17 protein-coding genes are annotated in these 19,803 nt (G+C 47.2%); 6 read left to right on the top strand and 11 right to left on the bottom strand.

Annotated elements, in window-relative coordinates; genetic code table 11:
• Position 1: 1 nt before the first annotated feature.
• Entirely contained in the window at positions 2 to 1,177 is a 1,176-nt protein-coding gene (locus LRP49_RS08725; protein WP_274141676.1) for a mandelate racemase/muconate lactonizing enzyme family protein, read from the top strand.
• Positions 1,178 to 1,246: 69 nt separating this feature from the next.
• On the opposite strand, the gene LRP49_RS08720 is transcribed toward LRP49_RS08725, so the two are convergent.
• Positions 1,247 to 2,092 carry an amidohydrolase family protein gene (locus LRP49_RS08720; RefSeq protein WP_274141674.1) on the bottom strand — a complete coding sequence of 282 codons (846 nt, stop codon included), beginning with the start codon at positions 2,090 to 2,092 and terminating at the stop codon, positions 1,247 to 1,249.
• 2 nt (positions 2,093 to 2,094) lie between these two features.
• Positions 2,095 to 2,823: an SDR family NAD(P)-dependent oxidoreductase gene (locus LRP49_RS08715; RefSeq protein ID WP_274141673.1), complete on the bottom strand. Its 729-nt coding sequence runs from the start codon at positions 2,821 to 2,823 to the stop codon at positions 2,095 to 2,097.
• A 349-nt stretch (positions 2,824 to 3,172) separates the two neighbouring features.
• Between LRP49_RS08715 and uvrB the strand changes: the two genes are divergently transcribed.
• From uvrB to LRP49_RS08700, 3 genes are all read left to right on the top strand, one after another.
• On the top strand, positions 3,173 to 5,197 hold the full coding sequence (uvrB, locus tag LRP49_RS08710; RefSeq protein WP_274141672.1) for an excinuclease ABC subunit UvrB: 2,025 nt from the start codon (positions 3,173 to 3,175) through the stop codon (positions 5,195 to 5,197).
• Positions 5,198 to 5,496: 299 nt separating this feature from the next.
• The gene (gene luxO / locus LRP49_RS08705) at positions 5,497 to 6,951 is read left to right on the top strand and encodes a quorum-sensing sigma-54 dependent transcriptional regulator LuxO (RefSeq protein ID WP_274141671.1); all 1,455 of its coding nucleotides are present in this window, start codon (positions 5,497 to 5,499) and stop codon (positions 6,949 to 6,951) included.
• A gap of 4 nt (positions 6,952 to 6,955) precedes the next feature.
• A complete protein-coding gene (locus LRP49_RS08700) occupies positions 6,956 to 7,315 on the top strand; it encodes an Hpt domain-containing protein (protein ID WP_274141670.1) in 360 nt (119 codons plus the stop codon).
• Here the strand turns inward: LRP49_RS08700 and yvcK are convergent.
• The 8 genes from yvcK to LRP49_RS08660 all read right to left on the bottom strand — a co-directional run bounded on the left by yvcK (position 7,277) and on the right by LRP49_RS08660 (position 16,487).
• The gene (gene yvcK / locus LRP49_RS08695) at positions 7,277 to 8,164 is read right to left on the bottom strand and encodes a uridine diphosphate-N-acetylglucosamine-binding protein YvcK (protein ID WP_274141668.1); all 888 of its coding nucleotides are present in this window, start codon (positions 8,162 to 8,164) and stop codon (positions 7,277 to 7,279) included. The genes LRP49_RS08700 and yvcK overlap by 39 nt on opposite strands.
• Before the next feature lie 209 nt (positions 8,165 to 8,373).
• A complete protein-coding gene (locus LRP49_RS08690; RefSeq protein WP_274141667.1) occupies positions 8,374 to 9,636 on the bottom strand; it encodes a hypothetical protein in 1,263 nt (420 codons plus the stop codon).
• Between the two features lie 76 nt (positions 9,637 to 9,712).
• Positions 9,713 to 10,648, bottom strand: a complete 936-nt coding sequence (locus LRP49_RS08685) for an alpha/beta hydrolase (protein ID WP_274141666.1) — start codon at positions 10,646 to 10,648, stop codon at positions 9,713 to 9,715.
• Between the two features lie 9 nt (positions 10,649 to 10,657).
• Complete coding sequence (locus LRP49_RS08680; RefSeq protein ID WP_274141665.1) at positions 10,658 to 11,857, bottom strand: MFS transporter; 1,200 nt, start codon at positions 11,855 to 11,857, stop codon at positions 10,658 to 10,660.
• Between the two features lie 196 nt (positions 11,858 to 12,053).
• Positions 12,054 to 13,256 carry an enoyl-ACP reductase FabV gene (gene fabV, locus LRP49_RS08675; protein ID WP_274141663.1) on the bottom strand — a complete coding sequence of 401 codons (1,203 nt, stop codon included), beginning with the start codon at positions 13,254 to 13,256 and terminating at the stop codon, positions 12,054 to 12,056.
• A gap of 15 nt (positions 13,257 to 13,271) precedes the next feature.
• The gene (locus LRP49_RS08670; RefSeq protein WP_274141662.1) at positions 13,272 to 13,688 is read right to left on the bottom strand and encodes a MaoC family dehydratase; all 417 of its coding nucleotides are present in this window, start codon (positions 13,686 to 13,688) and stop codon (positions 13,272 to 13,274) included.
• Positions 13,689 to 13,785: 97 nt separating this feature from the next.
• Positions 13,786 to 15,381 (bottom strand): acyl CoA:acetate/3-ketoacid CoA transferase, encoded by a 1,596-nt coding sequence (locus tag LRP49_RS08665; protein WP_274141661.1) that lies wholly within the window; start codon positions 15,379 to 15,381, stop codon positions 13,786 to 13,788.
• 197 nt (positions 15,382 to 15,578) lie between these two features.
• Positions 15,579 to 16,487, bottom strand: a complete 909-nt coding sequence (locus LRP49_RS08660) for a LysR family transcriptional regulator (protein WP_274141660.1) — start codon at positions 16,485 to 16,487, stop codon at positions 15,579 to 15,581.
• A gap of 310 nt (positions 16,488 to 16,797) precedes the next feature.
• On the opposite strand from LRP49_RS08660, the gene LRP49_RS08655 reads away from it, so the two are divergent.
• Both LRP49_RS08655 and LRP49_RS08650 read left to right on the top strand, forming a co-directional pair.
• The gene (locus tag LRP49_RS08655; protein WP_274141657.1) at positions 16,798 to 17,532 is read left to right on the top strand and encodes a beta-ketoacyl-ACP reductase; all 735 of its coding nucleotides are present in this window, start codon (positions 16,798 to 16,800) and stop codon (positions 17,530 to 17,532) included.
• A gap of 11 nt (positions 17,533 to 17,543) precedes the next feature.
• A complete protein-coding gene (locus LRP49_RS08650; protein WP_274141656.1) occupies positions 17,544 to 18,749 on the top strand; it encodes an acetyl-CoA C-acetyltransferase in 1,206 nt (401 codons plus the stop codon).
• Between the two features lie 70 nt (positions 18,750 to 18,819).
• On the opposite strand, the gene LRP49_RS08645 is transcribed toward LRP49_RS08650, so the two are convergent.
• The gene (locus LRP49_RS08645) at positions 18,820 to 19,386 is read right to left on the bottom strand and encodes an LON peptidase substrate-binding domain-containing protein (protein ID WP_274141654.1); all 567 of its coding nucleotides are present in this window, start codon (positions 19,384 to 19,386) and stop codon (positions 18,820 to 18,822) included.
• Between the last annotated feature and the right edge of the window lie 417 nt (positions 19,387 to 19,803).

Here is a 19,803-nt window from a genome sequence, read left to right as displayed (position 1 = left end):
GATGAAAGTAACGTCGGTTGAAGTTTTCGACATTCATTGCCCTGAGCGCCCAGCGTGGAATCCCGTGTTTGTTCGGATTCACACAGATGAAGGGATCAACGGTGTGGGCGAAGCCGGGCTGGCTTATGACTTAGGGCACAGCGCGGCAGCGAATATGATCAAAGAGATGGCCGAAGCGTTTTTAATCGGGCATGACCCGTTTCAAACTGAAATGCTTTGGTCACGTATGTTGCGCGAAAGTTTTTGGGGACTCGGCGGTGGTCCTGTTGTTTATGCCGCAATGAGTGCAATTGATACTGCCTTGTGGGATATAAAAGGCAAGGCACTTAATCTGCCGGTTTATCAGCTTTTAGGCGGCAAAGTTAACGACAAGCTGCGTACCTATGCGTCTCAGCTTCAGTTCGATTGGGATAAAGAATTTAAAGCCCTTTCCCAACCTGAAGAGTATGCAGAAGCAGCACTTAAAGCGATCGCAGAAGGGTACGATGCCGTAAAAGTTGACCCAATCATGTATGACAAAGATGGGAACACCTATTACGAGCGCACCAAGATCATCTCTCGTGCTGAAATGAAACTCTATCGTGCGCGTATGCAAGCCATTCGAGAAGCGGTAGGCGATGAGGTTGATATCATTTTTGAATGCCACAGCCTGCCGGGAGCAACAACCGCGATTCAACTTGGCGAGATCGCCGAAGAGTTTGATTGCATGTATTACGAAGAACCCGTGAACTACCTGAATCATTCACTGCATAAGAAAGTGGCAGATCGCGTGAATGTGCCGATCGCCGGGGGCGAGCGTCTTTATAACCGCTGGGGAGTAAGGCCTTACCTTGAAGACCAGAGTGTGGACGTATTGCAACCCGATATCGGGTTGTGTGGCGGCTTTACTGAAACGAAGAAAGTGTGTGATTACGCTGATATCTTCGATGTGCGCATTCAAGCGCACGTCTGTGGTGGTCCTGTAGCAACAGCGGCTTCACTGCATTTGGAAACGGCCATCCCGAACTTCCTTATTCACGAACACCATACTTATGCGATTAAGTCTTGGAACCGCGAGTTGTGTATTCAAGACCCTCAGCCTGTAAATGGCTTCTTTGAGGTATCAGAAACGCCGGGTATCGGTATTGAGTTGAATGATGACGTGGTGATGCGTTCACCTCGGCTTGTTATCAAATAATATCGCCTTAGTTCGAACAGAAAAGAGCCCGCATAGTGCGGGCTCTTCCTTTTCATACAGCGAATCTCGTCAAAAGCGGTAGCATTGATTGGCGTTTTCAAAACAAAGTTTCTTTAACGTCATCTCTGAATAGGGCAATGCAAGGTAGTCTGCCCACAATCCTGAATATGTTGTTCTGAACAAGGTCAAAGGGAAGTTACTTGCCAGCATGACACGTTCTTCTCCCAGACACGCGATCAGCGCATTTATGCGTTCAAGCATGGTTTTAACGCTAAAATGACGATCGCTCATCTCCCAACCTGAGGCTTTCACCCATAGGTTTTTCGACTTAGAGAGACGTTGAAGGTTTATCTCCCAAGGCTTGTCATTTTCTGAGGGAGGGAAGCCAGCATGATTAAGGACAAACTGAAGGTCAGCGTGTTGCCGAGTCGTGTCGAAAAATGCCTCTACGGCTTGTGTGTCGTTTGCATCAAATTGTGCTTCGAAAATTAGGTTATTTTCCGCAAGTGTTCGCAGGTTGTCTTGCACTGAGGCGAGATTTAGTAATCTGACCGCGTCATCATCTAAAATGTGGCGAACTCCCACAACAGTTTGATATTGAGTCAGCTTGTCGACGAGAACCGCAAATGCGTCTTGAGGCAAGGTGAGATCAACACACGCAATACTTTTAAATGGCAGGTAGCAAGATGCTTCTAGCCATTCAATTTCTCGCCATGGCTGCGCGTTATCAAACCCAGCTTCGACATGCACAAACCCTGTTAATGCCAAAGGGCTATCAAGGGATAGGTCTTTTTCGTGAAAGTCACGGTGTATGATCGTCTTGTCTGTCCAGAAGGGAGGGTTTTGTGGTTTTAACCATCCGTAGTTTCCGTCTTCAAGCGAAAAAAGATGAAGATGTGGGTCGATAATCTTCATGCTTATTGTGCCGTGTATCCGCCGTCGACCGCGTGAAGCCCGCCAGTCATAAAGCTTGCTTTGTCACTGGCAAGGAACACAACCAGATTTGCCACTTCCTCAGGCTGAGCAATACGGCCAAGCGGTTGCAATGCGCCTTCTTCTTTGTGGATCTCTGCTTTATCTGCACCAGAACGCTCACAGTATGCATCAATCGCTTTATGATAAAGCGGGGTCTCTGTAGTCCCTGCACACACCGCGTTAGCGCGGATGTTGAATTTGGCATAATCCAGTGCTGTGGTTTTTGCCATAGAAGCAATAGCGTGCTTACTCATGTTATAAGCGAACGAGTTTTGTTTACCAATGGTACATTGGTCGGAGCCGAGCAGAACGATACTGCCTTGTTTAGCGTCCTTCATCGTTGGCAAGCACGCGCGAATTGCATAGTACGCCCCTTTCACATTGATACTGAGCACCCGGTCTAAATCAGCTTCAGATGTATTTTCTATGGTAGAGCTAAAGTGAATCCCCGCATTGCAAACCAATGCATCGATCTGCCCCTCATTAGAAACCACCGTATTTACCGCTGTTTGGACTGCGTTTGAATCAGTCACGTCGCAGTCCAACCATTGTCCTTTCGGGCCTTGTTGAATATCCAAGCTGTAGACGGTGTAGCCTTCAGCGATAAATCCTTCTACCACGGCTAAACCGATACCTGCTGAACCACCTGTTACCAGTGCGACTTTTTTCATGCTAATTCTCAATCTTAATCGACCAGCGTTTGGATCATGTTGGCCGTTTGGTTTGCTATTGTTGCTGATGATGGTGGGGAGGATTCGATAAGTCAATCACGCAAAAAGGAATATCCTCAAGCAACCTGAACTTGAACATCATTTGGGCGTTTAGTTGGAAGTTCTGTGTTTGGTTTTACATAGGTAAAAAGAGGTGAAGCGGTAAAACGATCACTGTGGACGATCCGCTAAACCCGAGAGGTTCATGCTTGAGTAGGCTGAGACCTTTTCACTGTCAGGATATTGTCAGTTGACTTACCCTCATCCAAGCGCAAAATGACGGGTTCAGTATTTAAGTCACGGACGCGTCATGAGTAAGACTTTTAAATTACAGTCACCGTTTAAACCTTCAGGGGATCAGCCAACCGCAATCAGTCAGTTGATTGAGGGGCTGGACTCGGGTATTGCTCATCAAACCTTGTTGGGGGTTACGGGGTCGGGCAAAACCTATACGATGGCAAATGTCATTGCAGAGATGGGACGGCCTACGATGATCCTTGCGCCTAACAAGACGTTGGCGGCGCAGCTTTATGGCGAAATGCGGGAATTTTTTCCTGACAACGCCGTAGAGTATTTTGTTTCGTACTATGACTATTACCAGCCAGAAGCGTATGTGCCTGCTTCTGACACCTTTATTGAGAAAGATGCGTCTATTAACGAGCATGTCGAGCAAATGCGTTTGTCGGCGACCAAGGCGTTAATGGAAAGGCGCGATGTGGTCATTGTCGCATCGGTGTCCGCTATTTATGGTTTGGGTGATCCCGACTCTTACCTAAAGATGATGCTGCATTTGCGCCGTGGGGATGTGATAGAACAGCGCAGCATGTTGCGCCGTTTGGCAGAACTGCAGTACTCCCGAAATGACCAAGCGTTTACTCGAGGTACCTTTCGAGTCAGAGGGGAGGTCATTGATATCTTCCCCGCGGAATCAGACAGAGATGCAATTCGAATAGAATTGTTTGATGATGAAGTGGAATGTATCAGCGTATTCGACCCACTGACAGGCGCGATTTCTGAACGTAACCTTCCACGCTGCACTATCTATCCGAAAACACACTATGTGACGCCTCGCGAGAAAATTCTCGATGCAATTGAACACATCAAAGAAGAACTGGCGGACCGCAAGAAAGTATTGCTTGAGAACAATAAACTGATTGAAGAGCAACGGATTTCTCAACGCACCTTGTTTGATCTTGAGATGATGCAAGAGCTCGGTTATTGCTCTGGCATCGAAAACTACTCGCGGTATTTGAGTGGCCGAACTGAAGGCGAGCCGCCTCCTACCTTATTTGATTACTTGCCAGCAGATGGCCTGCTTATCATCGATGAATCTCACGTCACTGTGCCGCAAATTGGGGCAATGTTTAAAGGTGACCGATCACGCAAAGAAACCTTGGTGGAATACGGATTTCGATTACCTTCAGCACTTGATAATCGCCCGCTTAAATTTGATGAGTTTGAATCTCTGGCTCCGCAAACCATTTATGTGTCGGCAACACCGGGAAATTACGAGATAGACAAATCGGATGGCGAGATAGCCGATCAAGTCGTGAGACCAACAGGCTTGCTCGATCCTATTATTGAAGTGCGTCCTGTCACCACACAAGTCGACGATTTGCTGTCAGAAATACGCATTCGAAGTGCCATTGATGAGCGCGTTTTGGTGACCACGCTAACCAAGCGTATGGCCGAAGATTTAACGGAATATCTTGAAGAACACGATGTGCGGGTGCGTTACCTTCACTCGGACATTGATACCGTCGAGCGTGTCGAAATTATTCGTGATTTGCGCTTAGGCGAGTTTGACGTGCTGGTGGGCATAAACTTACTTCGAGAAGGTTTGGACATGCCCGAAGTGTCACTCGTTGCTATATTAGATGCTGACAAAGAAGGTTTCTTGCGTTCGGAGCGCTCACTGATACAAACCATTGGTCGCGCTGCGCGTAACCTGAACGGTAAAGCGATTCTCTATGGGGATAACATTACGGGTTCAATGCGACGTGCGATTGATGAGACGGAGCGACGCAGAGCTAAGCAAGAAGCCTACAATGAAGAAAAAGGAATTATTCCTCAAAAGCTGAATAAGAAAGTGGCTGATGTGATGGAGATTGGTGGCAAGCGTAAATCGCACAAGCCAAAGGTCACCCCATCGCTTAAAGCGGTCGCAGAAGAAGATGCTGCGTATGCGGCGAAGTCGCCACAGCAGATTGAAGCGCGTATTCAGAAACTCGAGTCGCAAATGTATGAAGCTGCACAGAACTTGGAGTTTGAAACGGCTGCTGGCTTACGTGATGAGATATCAACGTTGAGGGCTTTGTTTATTCAAAACAGTTAAAAAAAAAGCCAACCGTAAATAAGTCGGTTGGCTGTCTTGTTTCAGTGAACGAAGTGCTCACAAACAACGTCAGTTGGCTAGGTGACCCCGAAGGGTCATATTAGTATAAGCACATACTGTGCCAATTTTTCATGTGTTAGAATTCGGCAAACTCTCAGTGTAATATCATAAGGTTTTGCAAATTCTTTTGCATTTTGCAATGCAAAACGCATCCAAAACACCTTGCGACAAGAAGATCGGCGTTATACTAGAGACAATATCAAAACAAAAAAATTTTCGGGATCAAAGCAGGGGGAATAATGCTAGATTCTGGCGCTAAGAAAAGGATACTGATGGTAGAGGATACTGCATCAGTAGCTGCGCTATACAAATCTTATCTCAATCCACTCGATGTGGATGTTGAAATCGCAAGCAATGGCAGACAAGCCTTAGAGCAATTTAGCTCTGATAGTGCGTTTTCATTGATCCTACTCGACTTGCGCTTACCCGACCTTTCTGGGTTCGAAGTACTTGCTGAAATACGCAAGCAAAAGCCTGATATTCCAGTCGTTATCATGACTGCGCATGGCTCAATTGATGCAGCTGTAGAAGCCTTACGCTATGGTGCCAGCGACTTCTTGATCAAACCTTGCGAAGCGGATTTACTGCGGGTCACTGTCAACAATGCGTTGAAACCAAAGAGCGCCATAAATAAGCAATCCCCAGAAGGTGCTTACTATGGTTTTATTGGAAGAAGCGTGCCAATGCAGGCCGTTTATCGAGTTATTGACTCAGCGGCGCCAAGTAAAGCTACGGTATTTATTACTGGTGAAAGCGGAACGGGGAAAGAAGTCTGTGCGGAAGCAGTACATGCTGCCAGTGCGCGGGCCAAGAACCCATTTGTTGCGATCAACTGTGCGGCCATCCCTAAAGACCTGATAGAAAGTGAGCTGTTTGGTCATGTTAAAGGGGCGTTTACCGGGGCGGCAGCAGAGCGCGAAGGGGCAGCAGAAATGGCCGATGGAGGCACGCTGTTTCTGGATGAAATTTGCGAGATGGATTTGGACCTACAGTCAAAACTTCTTCGCTTTATTCAAACAGGTACATTCCAAAAAGTTGGCTCTTCTAAAGTGAGACAGGTTGATGTGCGCTTTGTTTGTGCAACCAATCGCGATCCTTGGGAAGAGGTAATGAAGGGGAATTTTAGAGAAGACCTCTACTACCGATTGCATGTTATTCCGCTTACTTTACCGCCGTTACGTGATCGTGGTGAAGACGTGCTGGAGATTGCACAATCTCTGTTGCTGCATGTTGCCATGGAAGAAGGGAAAGATTTCCGCACCTTTAATGCTGGCGTTATTCAGCGGCTCATTAGCTATGATTGGCCGGGTAATGTCAGACAGTTACAGAACGTAATACGAAATATCGTCGTGCTTCACAATGCGCGGGAAGTCACGGAAACTATGCTTCCTCCCCCTCTTTCCACCGTTTCTGGTGTCAAAATTGCATCACTAGGTTCGAATAACAAAAATCAAAACACTATTGCCCACATACGCGAAGAAAGTTTTGCTGTTAGTTCGACGTTAAATAGACCTGAATCAATCACAAAAGCGGATATCGAGCCTTTATGGTTAGTCGAGAAACGCGCAATACAAATCGCGATTGATGCATGTGACGGAAACATTCCTCAAGCAGCTGGCCTGTTAGAGGTAAGTCCATCAACTATTTATCGAAAACTGCAAAGTTGGCAAGAGTCACAAGAAAAAAGGAACTAGGAATATGGCGTCGACGGTGAACCACGAAACATTGCGGCGGCTAGCGGTGGAGGTAGGTGAAGAAACCGTATCTTCACTTCTGATCGTTTTTAGTGATGAATTGAGCCGATACTCTGATCAGCTTACAGATACACCGAGCTCGCTTAAAGTTCGAGAAATCAGCCACGCAATCAAAAGCAGTGCAGCCAGTTTCGGCGCTGATGAGCTTGCGGAGTTGGCGAGAGAGTGTGAGTCTCGCGTTAAGCTCGGACAAGACTCTTGGGTTCATGATCAGTTGCCGCGCCTCACAACCATGTTGCAAGGCACAGCGTCTGAGTACAAGGCGTTAGCTCGCCAGCAAGACTTGTTCAATCGCCAGGGATAGCTTTTCTCTGTCGTGTCTCCAGCGGTGGTTCGCAGACGCAAGGTCTGCAACCACTTGCTTGTAATCTTTATCGAGATCGGATTCTTCATCCGGACCTAATACGACATCGACTTTTCTCCCGCCAATCGATCGTTCGCACCACGTTAGCATGGTCGAAAGTGACATTTGGCCTGCGGGGCCCGCCTCTTTATCCAGATTCCGGATAAACATGATTTTTGCAGGTGTCAGCTTCATGGCGCGGCTGATTTCTGGAAGCAAGAGTGGCGGCATGACGCTGGTCAGGAAACTGCCGGGGCCAAGTACAATCAAGTCGGCTTGTTGGATGGCGAGAACCGCTTCTTTTGTGGCAGGTACGACAGGTTCTAGCAATAACCTTGCGGGAGGCTCCGCTAATTCGTCCACGTCTGTTTCGCCAGCGATAATGTCTCCTGAACGCGTTTGTGCTGCGAGATCTGCAGGATGTTCAGACATAGGAACAATATGCGTCGAAACCTTCAGCATGTCGCGGATCAGGTTAATTGCCTCCAACGGACGAATTGAAAGATTGTCGAGTGCGGTAAGCATTAAGTTGCCGAGGTTGTGGCCATTCAACTCTCCGTTACCACGAAAGCGATACTCAAATATCATTGAGCCGATAGAAGGCTCTGTGATGAGCTGATTGATGCAATTACGTGTGTCGCCCCAAGCAATCCCGCCCTGACAGGCACGAATACGACCGGTAGACCCACCGTTGTCCGTTGTAGTTACTACGCCGGTAACGTTCTCACCAAAGTCTCTGAGTGCAGAGAGCACGCGCCCTAAGCCGTGACCGCCGCCAATTGCGACGATGCGTTGTTGTTTTTGTTTCATTGTTTGCCATTACTGGGTTCGTCTACTCAAATAATAAGATAAGAATCACATCTAGCGCACAAACTTAATGTGAAATGTAGAGAAAACTGGCTATTGGGTCACGCTGCGATGAAAAAAGAAGCAGTGTTGGCAAGGGTATGAAACGAAAGTAACCACTTACTAAAGGGTGAATGGCGGTGCATTCACCCTTGATATCGTTATCTATGAAATCAGTGGTAACGAATATTGATTCGTGCCATTACGGCTAAATCATCAATATCTTCATTGGCCCAACTGACTTGCATGCCAATGTTTGTATGTTTGCTCCATGCATACAATGCCTTAGCATCGACAAATTGGGCTTCTGTATCTTGCCCATTTCCGAGGTGGTTGCTGATGGACATATGCCCGGCTGCGACTTTAATATTTAGCGCATCGTCCATCTGCCAATCAAGCCTTGCCGCATAAATCTGACCGTCATTGCCTTCATGGCCTAATCCACCAAAGTACTGGCGCGCAATTGGGCTAGGGTCATTTCGGTCACTATTGTTGATAAGGCCAGAATAGGTGTCAAACCCACGACCTACCAGCCCACCGTCAACGTAACCGATACCCTGCGCCTGTACTGTCACATTGGGCGTTATGCTGTAGCTGGCTTCGATAAATCCAGCCAGACTATCATCTCCCCATGTGGTGTATTTTCCGCGCGTTTCGTTTGAATCTGACAGGATGATATTGACACCACTTCTTAGTTGCAAAGCATCCAGATTAACGGTTAAAAACGGAGATACGTTATGGAAGTAATCAATACCATATCCTTGTTGAGGGATCCCCTGCGACGGGTCGCCAATATTGTTGGCTCCGCCATCAAAATACGCCCACAACATTCCCCAGTCGACGATGCCATGCTTACCTACTGCAGCCAGCGCATACATATGGACGTCATCGTAAACATCGTACGTAGTGTCTAGCTCTTTTTCGGCGAACCTGAGGTCATAAATACCCAGAACACTAACGGAATTGCTTTGGCCGTAACTCAGGGATTTCATGGCAAGTAAGCGATCTCGTCGGTCATTTTCAATGTTAAAACCGTAACCCCAATCCGCGCGTTGGCGACCCGCTCTGAAAATCCAGTCGTTTGCGGCATATTGCAAATAACCAAGATCAAGCGAAAGCCCGTCAGCATTCTCGCCATCTGTAAAATTGGTTCCCGAGCCCCCACTGTGTCGGCGGTCTCCGGACCAGTCATAATAGGCTTGCCAGCGAGTGTTAATTGACCAGCCATCATCGAGCAGTAAATTGGCTGTCATTTTGAAACGACTGGTGTAGCCATGTTGGTTTTCTCCTGCGTCAGGTGTGACGGAGAAAGCCTGCAGATAGGCGTCCATTCCCCAGTCTATTGATACGTCTTGATTGATGTCTGTGACGGCACTAGAAGCGGAAAAAGGTGCACAAATCCCCGCCAGCGCGAAGAGCAGCGTATGTGTTTTCATTATTGTTTCCATGCGAGTCGGCGATCATTGGCTGGCAAGTGGTACTTGCTCAGCCAGTGATGCCGGGGTGGAGAGGTTATTTGTTCAAGAAGTCGCTGATTTTTTGATAAACCAGTTCACATTCTTCTTTGACCAAATCTTCCATATTGAGGAAGGTGTGGATCATGTCGGTGAAGTGATAATGCTCGACGTTCGCGCCAGCTGATTTTGCGTATTCACAGTAAGCAACACCTTCATCTCTCAAAGGGCAGAACTCGGCGGTGAATAGCAGGGTATCAGGAAGTTGCGCTGTCATTGGCTGATACAAAGGCGACACGGCTTTTCTGTCTTCACCATGCTGTAGGTAGTTGTCGAAATACCAGACGATTTTGCCTTTTTGCAGCAGATATCCTGTTGCATTTTGCTCCATGGATGCACTGTCCATCGTGTAATCCAGACTCGGGTAAACCATCACCTGCTTGGCGATGTTCACGTCACTGTCAAATTGCGCTTTGGCACTGACAGTTGCGACTAACGCACCACCACCAGAGTCGCCTGCGATGGAGAGTGTAGGAATGTATTTCACCTTCCTGCTATCCAGTGTTGGCCATAAATGTTTAACGACGGAGTACGCATCGTTTACACCAGCAGGATAGGCACATTCAGGCGCAAGTCGATAGTCGACGGAAACCACAATATGCTGTGTAGCGAGTGCGAGCTTTCTACAAATCGGGTCATACACAGTCACGCTGCCTGCCATATGGCCACCACCGTGGTAATACACCAATACCGGTAATTCAGCGTCAGGTGCAGGGTGGTAAATACGCACGGGTACCGAGTATTCGCCGCCGACGACTAAATCGTCTTGTACCCATGCAACTGCCGGAATGTCAGTAACGAGGCCTTTGGTTAAATTGGCCAGACCTTCACGGGCATTGGTCGCGGTGGGTTTGAAACCGCCCTCAATAAGTTGATTTACTGCCACATTAAAGTTGGCTAACCAGGTTTGTAATTTTGGACTTACTTGGCGCATACCCACTCCTTAGGCTTGTTTTGCAGTTGCATTAAAGGCATCAGGTTTCTTGCCTGTTTCCGGCAAGAAGAAACTGGCGAGGAAGAATGTTGAAGAACACATGACAGCAAAGCTCGCCGCATAAGCAATGTTCCCTGTCATGTCTGCCAGGATCCCTGCGAAATACATCAGTGCCGTTTCGATCATGTAAGAAACAGACCAGAACATGCCGAAAATTACCGTGATGCGCGCTGGCGTCATGTTTGGAAGTTCTTGTGGCAAGGTTACCAAAGATGTCATTGGCATGAACATAAAGAAGCCGGCCATAAACGCTGCAATATATGCGATGGTGGCGTTACTGGTGGTAATCATTAATGCCGCAAACAGGGTCATGGCTAAGCCACAGTAACGGATAACTGGGACACGCAGTGGATAGCGTTTCGCAATCATAATGCCTGCGATGGTACCCACCATACCTGCACCAATCATGATGGATGACAGGTATTTAGCTTCAGCGGCAAAGGTTGGTACGAGAGGGAACAACGAGAAGACAGAGATATAGCAGAATAAAAGGCCGGAGTAAGCGATTGGCAACCACCAGTTCACTGACTCTTTCATTCCGTCTTTCAATGTATAGGCGGCTTGTTGTTGGTTACCTGCAGAGCTGGAAAGTGAAAAGTCATCGCTGATAAACCACCAGACAATCAAAATGGCCAGGCTGAAGCCAGAGATGGCGAGAATAACGTTTTGCCATTGACCGAGACTCGATAGCAATGAGCCTGTGAACAGTATTGCCAGCAAGTTACCCATGTTGAATGCGGCGGCATTAATACCGTTAATCAGTGGGCGTTCTTCAGCAGTAAAATAATTGATGACGATCGGGTTGAAATACACGATGGCAAACGCACCACCAAAGCCCATAACCAGACGAGAGAATACGTAAAGTGGGTAGTTTGAAGCATAGGCACCGATTGCACCTGCAACAATAAGGACAGAAGCGACCGCAAACGCTTTTTTAGGGCCCATTTTCACCAATAGCCAAGCAGCCGAAAGGTTACCGATGATCTTTGCGATTGTGATGGCGTTGGTCATCCATGTGGCTGCTGCCATACCTTCAATATTGTAGTAAGCCATGATGTCTTTGGTCATCATTGAGCCTGCAACCCACGACATTGCGAACAATGCATAAGTGAGGAATATGACGACTTCAATAAGATGTTTCTTATTCATGTTATAAACCTTGTAGGGTGGTATTTGATTGATTTTCTGGTGTTAATAATACCCCATTAAAAACAAGGAATTATCCTGATTTTGCAATAATGAATTCCGTGATGGTGCTAACGAATTCGTAAAAACACCTTTTAAAACAGGTAAATAAAAAAAGCCTCGCGATAGGCGAGGCTTTTTGTCCAATTCAGTATGCAGATTACGGGTGCAATGCCAGCATCTTTTCCATGTCGACAGGGGCGTCGTAATTTACATTGTCATACCCAAATCCGTTGAGTTGTAGAAAGTCGAGTTTATAGCCTGCGTAATCACCGATTTGGTGAAAATTGTCAGCGGTCATTTGCGCCATCAGGACTTTTACCGCATCTTGTGTGTCTGGCTCTAACTCCCAGTCATCAACACGGATTAATCGTGCATCATCTACCGGGACGTGATTGCTTTTGCCATAGAGGCGTTCGCCAAACAAGCGTTGCATTTGTTCTATGCAGCCTTCGTGCGTGCCTTTCTCTTTCATCACCTTAAATAGTGAAAGGATGTAAGGCGAAAATGCAGGAATAAAAACACTGGCTTTGGTGACCAATGCTTTGCATACCGACACATAGGCAGCACCGTCAATGTCAGCCAGCTGTTCGTTAAGCAGATCGGCGGTGTTATGTAAGTGCGCTTTTGCTCTGCCTAAGGTGCCGTGGTGGTAAATAGGGTATGTGACTTCTGGCCCTACATAAGAGTAAGCAACGGTTCTACAGCCTTTGTCGAGCACGCCTGCATCGTTCAGCATGGAAATCCAGCTGGCCCAGTCTTCACCGCCCATGACTTTGACTGTCGCTTCTAGCTCGTCAGCAGAAGCGGTTCCGACATCCATTGACTCCAGCGTATCTTGCTCAATATTGATGGTTGGGCCGGAGACAGGCTCGCCAATTGTCTTGATTGAAGAACGCCACAGTTCCCCGGTTTCAGGATTTGGCCTAACCCCAGTCGCAAGGCTATAGACCACCAAATCAACACTACCGCCGAATTCATTTTGGATATATGACACCACTTGATCTCGCATGTCCTGCGAGAATGCATCGCCTACAAAGTTCTTCGCAATCAAGCCTTGTTTTTCTGCCTCCTCGCGAAAGAACACATTGTTGTACCAGCCCGCTGTGCCAACTCCTTTATCACTAGGGCCTCGCTCGAAAGATACACCAACGGTATCAGCCTGTGAGCCGCCAAATGCCATGCTGATTCGTGATGCCAAGCCAAAGCCAGACGATGCGCCCAGCACCAAGACTTTTTTGGGGCCGTTGGCAATTTGGGGAGCATTTTTCACGTAGTCAATTTGGTTTAAGACCGCTTGCTGGCAACCAAGAGGGTGTGCAGAACGCGCAACGACACCTTGAATAATGGGTTTGATAATCATGTTAAATCCTTAAAACTAATGCTTTGGCGGCATAACGGTTGCCTGACCTTGAATCACGATTTTGTTGTTCTGGTTAATGCTTCGCGTCGCGAGCTTGACGATGTTTTTTTCTTTGATTATTTCAACGACTTCGACTTCTGCGCGTATCGTGTCACCGATAAATACTGGCGCGGTAAATTTGAGCTCTTGTCCTAAGTAAATTGTACCCGGGCCCGGTAGCTGCATACCAAGGACTGCTGACGTCAAGCCGGAAACCATAATGCCATGGGCGACTCTATCGCCAAATATGCTGTTTTCCCCAGCGAGTTTACTAACGTGAACGGGATTGATATCCCCGCTGATCCCGCAAAACATCTGTATATCAGACTCACTGATGGTTTTCTCAAAGTGAGCATGCTGCCCAACGACGAGCTGATCGATTGAATAACTCATGATGATTGATCTCTAAAATTAACTTTGCAATGAACAGTTAGGCCAATGCATCGCAAAGCTATCTCCTCTTTTGTACAAAGAGGAGATAGATCAATGTTTACGCTGCTACGTCTTGGGTGTTGTTAGCGAGGAAGCTATCACCTAATACCAATCCCATTGGTTGGTCAGTGAAAATTCGGGCATCCATGAGTTTCAAGTTGCAACTGATCAGGGGCTTGAAGGCCATCTTATCGAGTATATCGCGCTGTAAATCCACGCCCGGCGCGATTTCGATTAACTCCAGTGTCTCAGCACCTAATTTAAAGACAGCTCGCTCGGTGATGTATAGAACCGGTTTGTTGTTGCGTCGGGCCACGTCCGCAGAGAAGGTAATTTGCTGTACTTCGTCAATCAACTTACTAATGTGGCCGTCTTGCAGAATAGAGAGCGTTCCATCACCGGTGCTGATTTCAAGTTTGCCTGCGGTAAACGTGCCACAGAAAAAGACCTGCTTGGCATTTTGGGTGATGTTGATGAACCCACCGCAGCCAGCAATCTTGGTACCGAATTTTGAGACATTGAGGTTGCCAAAACGATCACATTCCGCAAGCCCTAGGAATGCTTGGTCGATGCCGCCACCATCATAGAAATCAAACATTTGATCTTGAGTGATGACCGCTTCAGGGAAAGCCGATGCGCCAAAGCTTAGCCCGCCTGCTGGCGTTCCGCCGATTGCACCGGGTTCAACGGTTGCGATCATCTGGTTGGTGATCCCTTCTTCGTCCGTAACTTGAGCGATGACCTCAGGTACGCCAATACCATAATTTAAGATGGCGTTTGGTTTTAGCTCCATGGCAGCGCGACGCGCGATTATTTTTTTAGCGTCGAGTGGGCGGAAGGTGACTGACTTTTGATGCAGTTCTCCGCGACCACAATACGCTTCGTTCATGGGCTCTGCGAAAGTCTGCATATGCGTGGAAGCGTCTGATGCGACCACAAGAGCATCAACGAAAATGCCAGGAATACGCACCTGCTGCGGGTCGAGTTCGCCATTTTTAACGATACGCTTGACCTGAACGATGACGGTTCCGCCCATGTTTCTGACCAATTGAGCCGCGGCAAGGTTTTCCAAAAACAGGCACTCGTCTTCCATGGTCACATTGCCATTTTCGTCCGCTGTTGTTCCTCGAAGTAGGGCAACGTTGGGATTAATGCGTTTATAGAATAGAAACTCTTCACCGTCGATTTCAAACAGAGAAACGCGGTCTTCTTGGGTGGATGCGTTGATTTTTCCTCCGCCTAAGCGTGGGTCAACAAAGGTACCCAATCCAACATGGGAAAGTGTCCCAGGTTTCCCCGCTGCAGAATCTCGAAGCAATTGGGCAATAACACCTTGAGGTAAGTTGTAACCTTGAATTTTGTTTTCATTTGCGAGTTTTTGTAGACGTGGGATCAATCCCCAATGCCCACCAATGGCCGAAGAAACCATGCCCGAATAGGAAAGGTGATTCGTGGCGCGGTCTACACCGTCACCTTGGCCTGCTGTAAAATACAGTTCCAAATCGCACGGATGTCCCGTTGATAAAAAACGTTCGCCCACTGCTTTTTCTATGTCTTCTGGTACCACGGCACCGATAAATCCACCAAGAATGACTCGGTCTCCATCGTTAATAAGCGTTGCAGCTTGTAGGGCTGTTAACACGTCTTTTTTCATCTATACATTCCTTTTGGAAATTATTATTGCCAACAGAGCAGGTCTCCGGCTGATGAAGGAAGTGTATTGAGAACCGATTCGTGAAAAAATAGACAAATAAAGGAAAGAAAATTGCGATTACGGGATAATTGGAAATGAATGCTGGGAAACGAAAAGAGCAAGCTAATATGCTTGCTCTTTGTTTTTACGCGGTTCATCTATTCATTGTCGGCAATTTCCCTTACTCGCCGAATTAAGTAATCCTTAAAGTTCAAACACCGCACAGGCATTTGCCTGCGAGGGCGGTAATACAAGCTGTATTCAAAATCACTGTTTGTGTATTCCCTTAATACAGGAATAAGCGTTCCATCCATGAGTTCCGTATCAATTAATCTAACGGGTAAGTAAGCAATGCCACCGCCATTGATTGATACGGTTTTGATAAATTGACTATCTTCAACTTCCACGGTTTGGGAAATATTGACAGTGGTCATTTCGCCATCCCGCTCAAACACCCACTTATTACCGCCAACCAAGGTTGATGCATAAAGGCAGTTGTGACGGCGCAGGTCATCAGGTAATTCAGGTTGACCGTACTTCTTGATATAGCCTGGAGAGCAACAGGCCATCAATGGGTATTTCAACAAGGAACGTTTGACGAGCAGGCTGTCTTTTTCCTGAAAGCCCTGATAAACCGCGCTCGCGCGAACCGCAAAGTCGATTTCATCGAGGTGGTCTGCTTCATGGGCGGTTTCAATCACACGAAAGGTGACGTGGGGATGTTCTTGGAGATACTCGCCAATGATCTGTCCGAGAAAGTCGCGAGCAAATAAAGGAGTAGACGCAATCCTTATAATGCCCCGGTCGTCATTTCCGAGGTTTTGAATCTCAGTGAAAATGTCATCAATTTCACTGTTCACTCTGTTAAAACGCTCATAAAGCCGCAGTCCTGCTTGCGTTGGAACGACTTTACGCGTGGAGCGCTTTAAAAGGCTGATCCCCATACTTTCTTCCAGTTCGATGATCCAACGACTGCCCGCAGACGCAGAAATGCCGTATTGCTTTGCCGCCAAACTAAAAGAACCTGTTCGAACAACATGAAGAAAGTACACAATTTTGTCCAGCATGAAGAGATACCTTGATTGTTGCATATATCGTGCAATTGGTTTTATACACCACGGTGTGATCTTGCAGTACTTCTACTAAGCAAATAGCCAATCTACGTCAAATATTCTTTGAATACAGTGAGGTTCCATCAGGCGTTTAACGATATTCCAATAAATGAACAAGACCGGATTGTCCTGAATTTGCAATAGTGTTTCCTTTTGAAAGTGATCTACAAATGGGCTCTTCATTCCTAAAATAAAAACTTCAGTACGAATAAATCGAACTATGCCAAGACATAGCTTTACTACTACTCCTAATAAGGTGAAACCCATGCTTTCAAACAAAATCTGTATTGTTACCGGCGGTGCTCAGGGGATTGGACGCTGTATCGTTGAGACGTTTGCGCGACAAAACGCTGCGATGGTCTATGCCTGTGACATGAATGCTGATGCCGCTGACGCGCTTCAATCCACGTTCTCTAATGTCCGCGTAAAACAACTTAACGTGTGTGATCGCGATGCGATTCAGTCGTTGATTGAAAGTATTCGCGAAGAGCACGGTTCCATTGATGTACTGGTTAACAACGCAGGTATCACACGAGACAACCTGTTGGATCGTATGAGCGAAGACGATTGGGACATGGTGATCAACGTGAACTTGAAAGGTGTGTTCAACATGACGCAGGCGGTGGCCCCGGTCATGATTGAGCATGGTGTTGGTTCAATCATTACCATGTCTTCTGTTGTGGGAACAGATGGCAACATTGGTCAGAGCAACTATGGCGCAACCAAAGGTGGCGTAATCGCGATGACAAAAGGTTGGGCGAAAGAGTTTTCACGTAAAGGTGCCCAAGTGCGTGCCAACTGTGTTGCGCCAGGTTTCATTGAAACGCCAATGACAGTGGATTTGCCGGAGAAGGTGCTTGAGCACATGAAAGCGAAGACACCACTTGGGCGCATGGGAAAACCGGAAGACATCGCGGAAGGTGTGCTTTTCTTGGCCAGTGACCGCGCCAGCTTTATTACGGGACAAACCCTCAAAATCGACGGTGGCTTGGTAATTTAGGAGATCGACATATGAGCAAGGTGTATATCGTAGGTGCAAAGCGCACCGCTGTTGGCAGTTTTGGTGGGACGTTGTCACTGGTACCTGCTTTTGAACTCGGTGGTCATGCGATTCGTGCAGCCCTGAGCCAGGCCAATGTTTCTCCTGCATTGATTGACGAAGTCGTCGTTGGCAACGTGTTAAGCGCAGGGCAGGGGATGGGGCCGGGTAGACAAGCGGCTAAATTTGCTGATGTCCCTGATTCCGTGCCTGCATTTACGCTGAATATGATTTGTGGCAGCGGAATGAAAACGGTGATGGAAGCGGCAACCAAAATCAAAGCGGGCGATGCTGACATCGTGGTTGCGGCGGGGATGGAAAACATGTCGAGTACGCCTTTCTTAGTCAGTGCTAACAACCGTTTCGGCAGCAAAATGGGGAATCAGCAACTTGTTGATACTATGATCCATGACGGCCTGACCGATGCGTTTAACCAGTATCACATGGGTATTACTGCTGAAAATGTGGCAGAAAAGTACGGAATCACACGAGACGATCAGGATGCGTTCGCGCTTCGCAGTCAGCAGCGCGCCGTTGCTGCGCTTAACAAAGGCCGATTTGCAGATGAAATTGTGCCGGTCGAAGTTCACCAACGCAAAAAGAACATCATGTTTGCTGATGATGAATACCCTCGTCACGATGCGTCCATAGAAAGTCTGTCAGGATTAAGACCAGCATTTAAAAAAGATGGCAGCGTGACCGCGGGTAATGCCTCCGGTATTAATGACGGTGGTGTTGCTTTTGTTGTTGCGTCAGAGAAAGCGGTTGAACAACATGGTTTAACGCCGATAGCTGAGATAGTCAGTTATGGGCAAGGTGGTTTAGACCCTGCGTATATGGGGTTAGGCCCAGTCCCCGCTATTCAGCAGGCTCTTGAGCGCGCCAACATGACATTGGCGGAGATGGAACTGCTCGAACTTAATGAAGCGTTTGCTGCGCAAGCTTTGGGTGTGATGCATGGGCTAAGTGATAAATATGGATTACCGCTGTCATGGTTTGACGATAAGACCAATGTGAATGGCGGGGCTATCGCACTGGGTCATCCTCTTGGTGCTTCAGGAGGCCGTATTCTGACGACGTTACTTTATGAAATGGAGAAGCGTGATGTGGAATATGGCATGGCGTCTTTGTGCATTGGCGGTGGTATGGGAACCGCGATTGTCGTCAAGAGGCTCTGAGTTATCTTTAGGCAACGCTTAAAAACAAAACCCCGCATTCACGCGGGGTTTTGTCTTTCTAGCAGTGAGCTTAGTGAGGGTCTTTCATTAAGCTAAGCAGATATTCAGCGGTACTGCTGCATGAGTTTGCTGCCATAAGCACTTGTTTTTCACTCGCGGGAAGAGGGAGGAGTTCTAGCCATCGCTGGCAAAGCCAGGTTAGGTTGTCAAAGTGTGGACGTGCGTGCAAAGAGCTTAACTCTGGGTATCTATCGAACATGATCTGTAAACGTTCTGCTAATGGGGCAGAGTCTACACTGACCTCTTGCTTCGGCCATGAAGGAAGCGTTTGGCAAGTCGCTACAACGATGTTTTCATCGTTATCAACAACGCTTTCGATAATGAAACTCTCATGGCCACTCACTGTGATTGTCAATGAGCCATCATCAGAGCTTAGGCTGAAGTCTTCAATAGATACGCGGGTGCCAATACCTGCACCGATCGGACTTGTTTCATCCATACATACGCCAATGTCCAGTCCGTTTCTCATCGCGTATTTTACTGTCGTAAGTTGTATCCCCGGAGCCACCCGTAAAGGTAGACGTCCTGAGGGAAGAATATGACGATTGTTAAAGAGAATTGGCAATGTCATAGTCATAGTGAGCTCCCAGTTGTCGTATAGCGCAGTAACCAGAATTCAAAGGCCATATTTGAATAGTTTGCCTTTCGAGTTGCTGCCTTATTGTTGTCCTGAATAATTAGGGACAGCTTTAGATACCCTACTGTGCAATCACTACTGCAAATACGATGCCTAACTTTCATGACGGATTTGCGTGCTTTTTTGCACTTTTATTGCAAATTGCATTTCGAATTTGCGAAAAATCAGCATTTCGAAAATCCGTCATATACGACAATCGTTACTTTTACTGAGCATAGAGCGGTTTGTATGCTCTTGCCTATAAAAATGTAGATCGTTACGAAACAGGTTTGCCATCGACTTAGTGATACCTGTCGAATTGTGCTCGAATGTTGGGTTTGAGATCTGTTTCTGTTCTGAGACAGTGATAAAAAAGTT

Origin of the sequence: Enterovibrio qingdaonensis, from assembly GCF_028683135.1 — a bacterium.
Taxonomy (GTDB): domain Bacteria; phylum Pseudomonadota; class Gammaproteobacteria; order Enterobacterales; family Vibrionaceae; genus Enterovibrio; species Enterovibrio qingdaonensis.
Note: the sequence above shows the minus strand (reverse complement) of the source record. Positions and strands in the feature narration are given on the sequence as shown.

Coding starts and splice junctions, on each gene's coding strand:
- LRP49_RS08725 (WP_274141676.1), top strand. CDS start 2: ATGAAAGTAACGTCGGTTGAAGTTTTCGACATTCATTGCCCTGAGCGC.
- LRP49_RS08720 (WP_274141674.1), bottom strand. CDS start 2,092: ATGAAGATTATCGACCCACATCTTCATCTTTTTTCGCTTGAAGACGGA.
- LRP49_RS08715 (WP_274141673.1), bottom strand. CDS start 2,823: ATGAAAAAAGTCGCACTGGTAACAGGTGGTTCAGCAGGTATCGGTTTA.
- uvrB (WP_274141672.1), top strand. CDS start 3,173: ATGAGTAAGACTTTTAAATTACAGTCACCGTTTAAACCTTCAGGGGAT.
- luxO (WP_274141671.1), top strand. CDS start 5,497: ATGCTAGATTCTGGCGCTAAGAAAAGGATACTGATGGTAGAGGATACT.
- LRP49_RS08700 (WP_274141670.1), top strand. CDS start 6,956: ATGGCGTCGACGGTGAACCACGAAACATTGCGGCGGCTAGCGGTGGAG.
- yvcK (WP_274141668.1), bottom strand. CDS start 8,164: ATGAAACAAAAACAACAACGCATCGTCGCAATTGGCGGCGGTCACGGC.
- LRP49_RS08690 (WP_274141667.1), bottom strand. CDS start 9,636: ATGAAAACACATACGCTGCTCTTCGCGCTGGCGGGGATTTGTGCACCT.
- LRP49_RS08685 (WP_274141666.1), bottom strand. CDS start 10,648: ATGCGCCAAGTAAGTCCAAAATTACAAACCTGGTTAGCCAACTTTAAT.
- LRP49_RS08680 (WP_274141665.1), bottom strand. CDS start 11,857: ATGAATAAGAAACATCTTATTGAAGTCGTCATATTCCTCACTTATGCA.
- fabV (WP_274141663.1), bottom strand. CDS start 13,256: ATGATTATCAAACCCATTATTCAAGGTGTCGTTGCGCGTTCTGCACAC.
- LRP49_RS08670 (WP_274141662.1), bottom strand. CDS start 13,688: ATGAGTTATTCAATCGATCAGCTCGTCGTTGGGCAGCATGCTCACTTT.
- LRP49_RS08665 (WP_274141661.1), bottom strand. CDS start 15,381: ATGAAAAAAGACGTGTTAACAGCCCTACAAGCTGCAACGCTTATTAAC.
- LRP49_RS08660 (WP_274141660.1), bottom strand. CDS start 16,487: ATGCTGGACAAAATTGTGTACTTTCTTCATGTTGTTCGAACAGGTTCT.
- LRP49_RS08655 (WP_274141657.1), top strand. CDS start 16,798: ATGCTTTCAAACAAAATCTGTATTGTTACCGGCGGTGCTCAGGGGATT.
- LRP49_RS08650 (WP_274141656.1), top strand. CDS start 17,544: ATGAGCAAGGTGTATATCGTAGGTGCAAAGCGCACCGCTGTTGGCAGT.
- LRP49_RS08645 (WP_274141654.1), bottom strand. CDS start 19,386: ATGACTATGACATTGCCAATTCTCTTTAACAATCGTCATATTCTTCCC.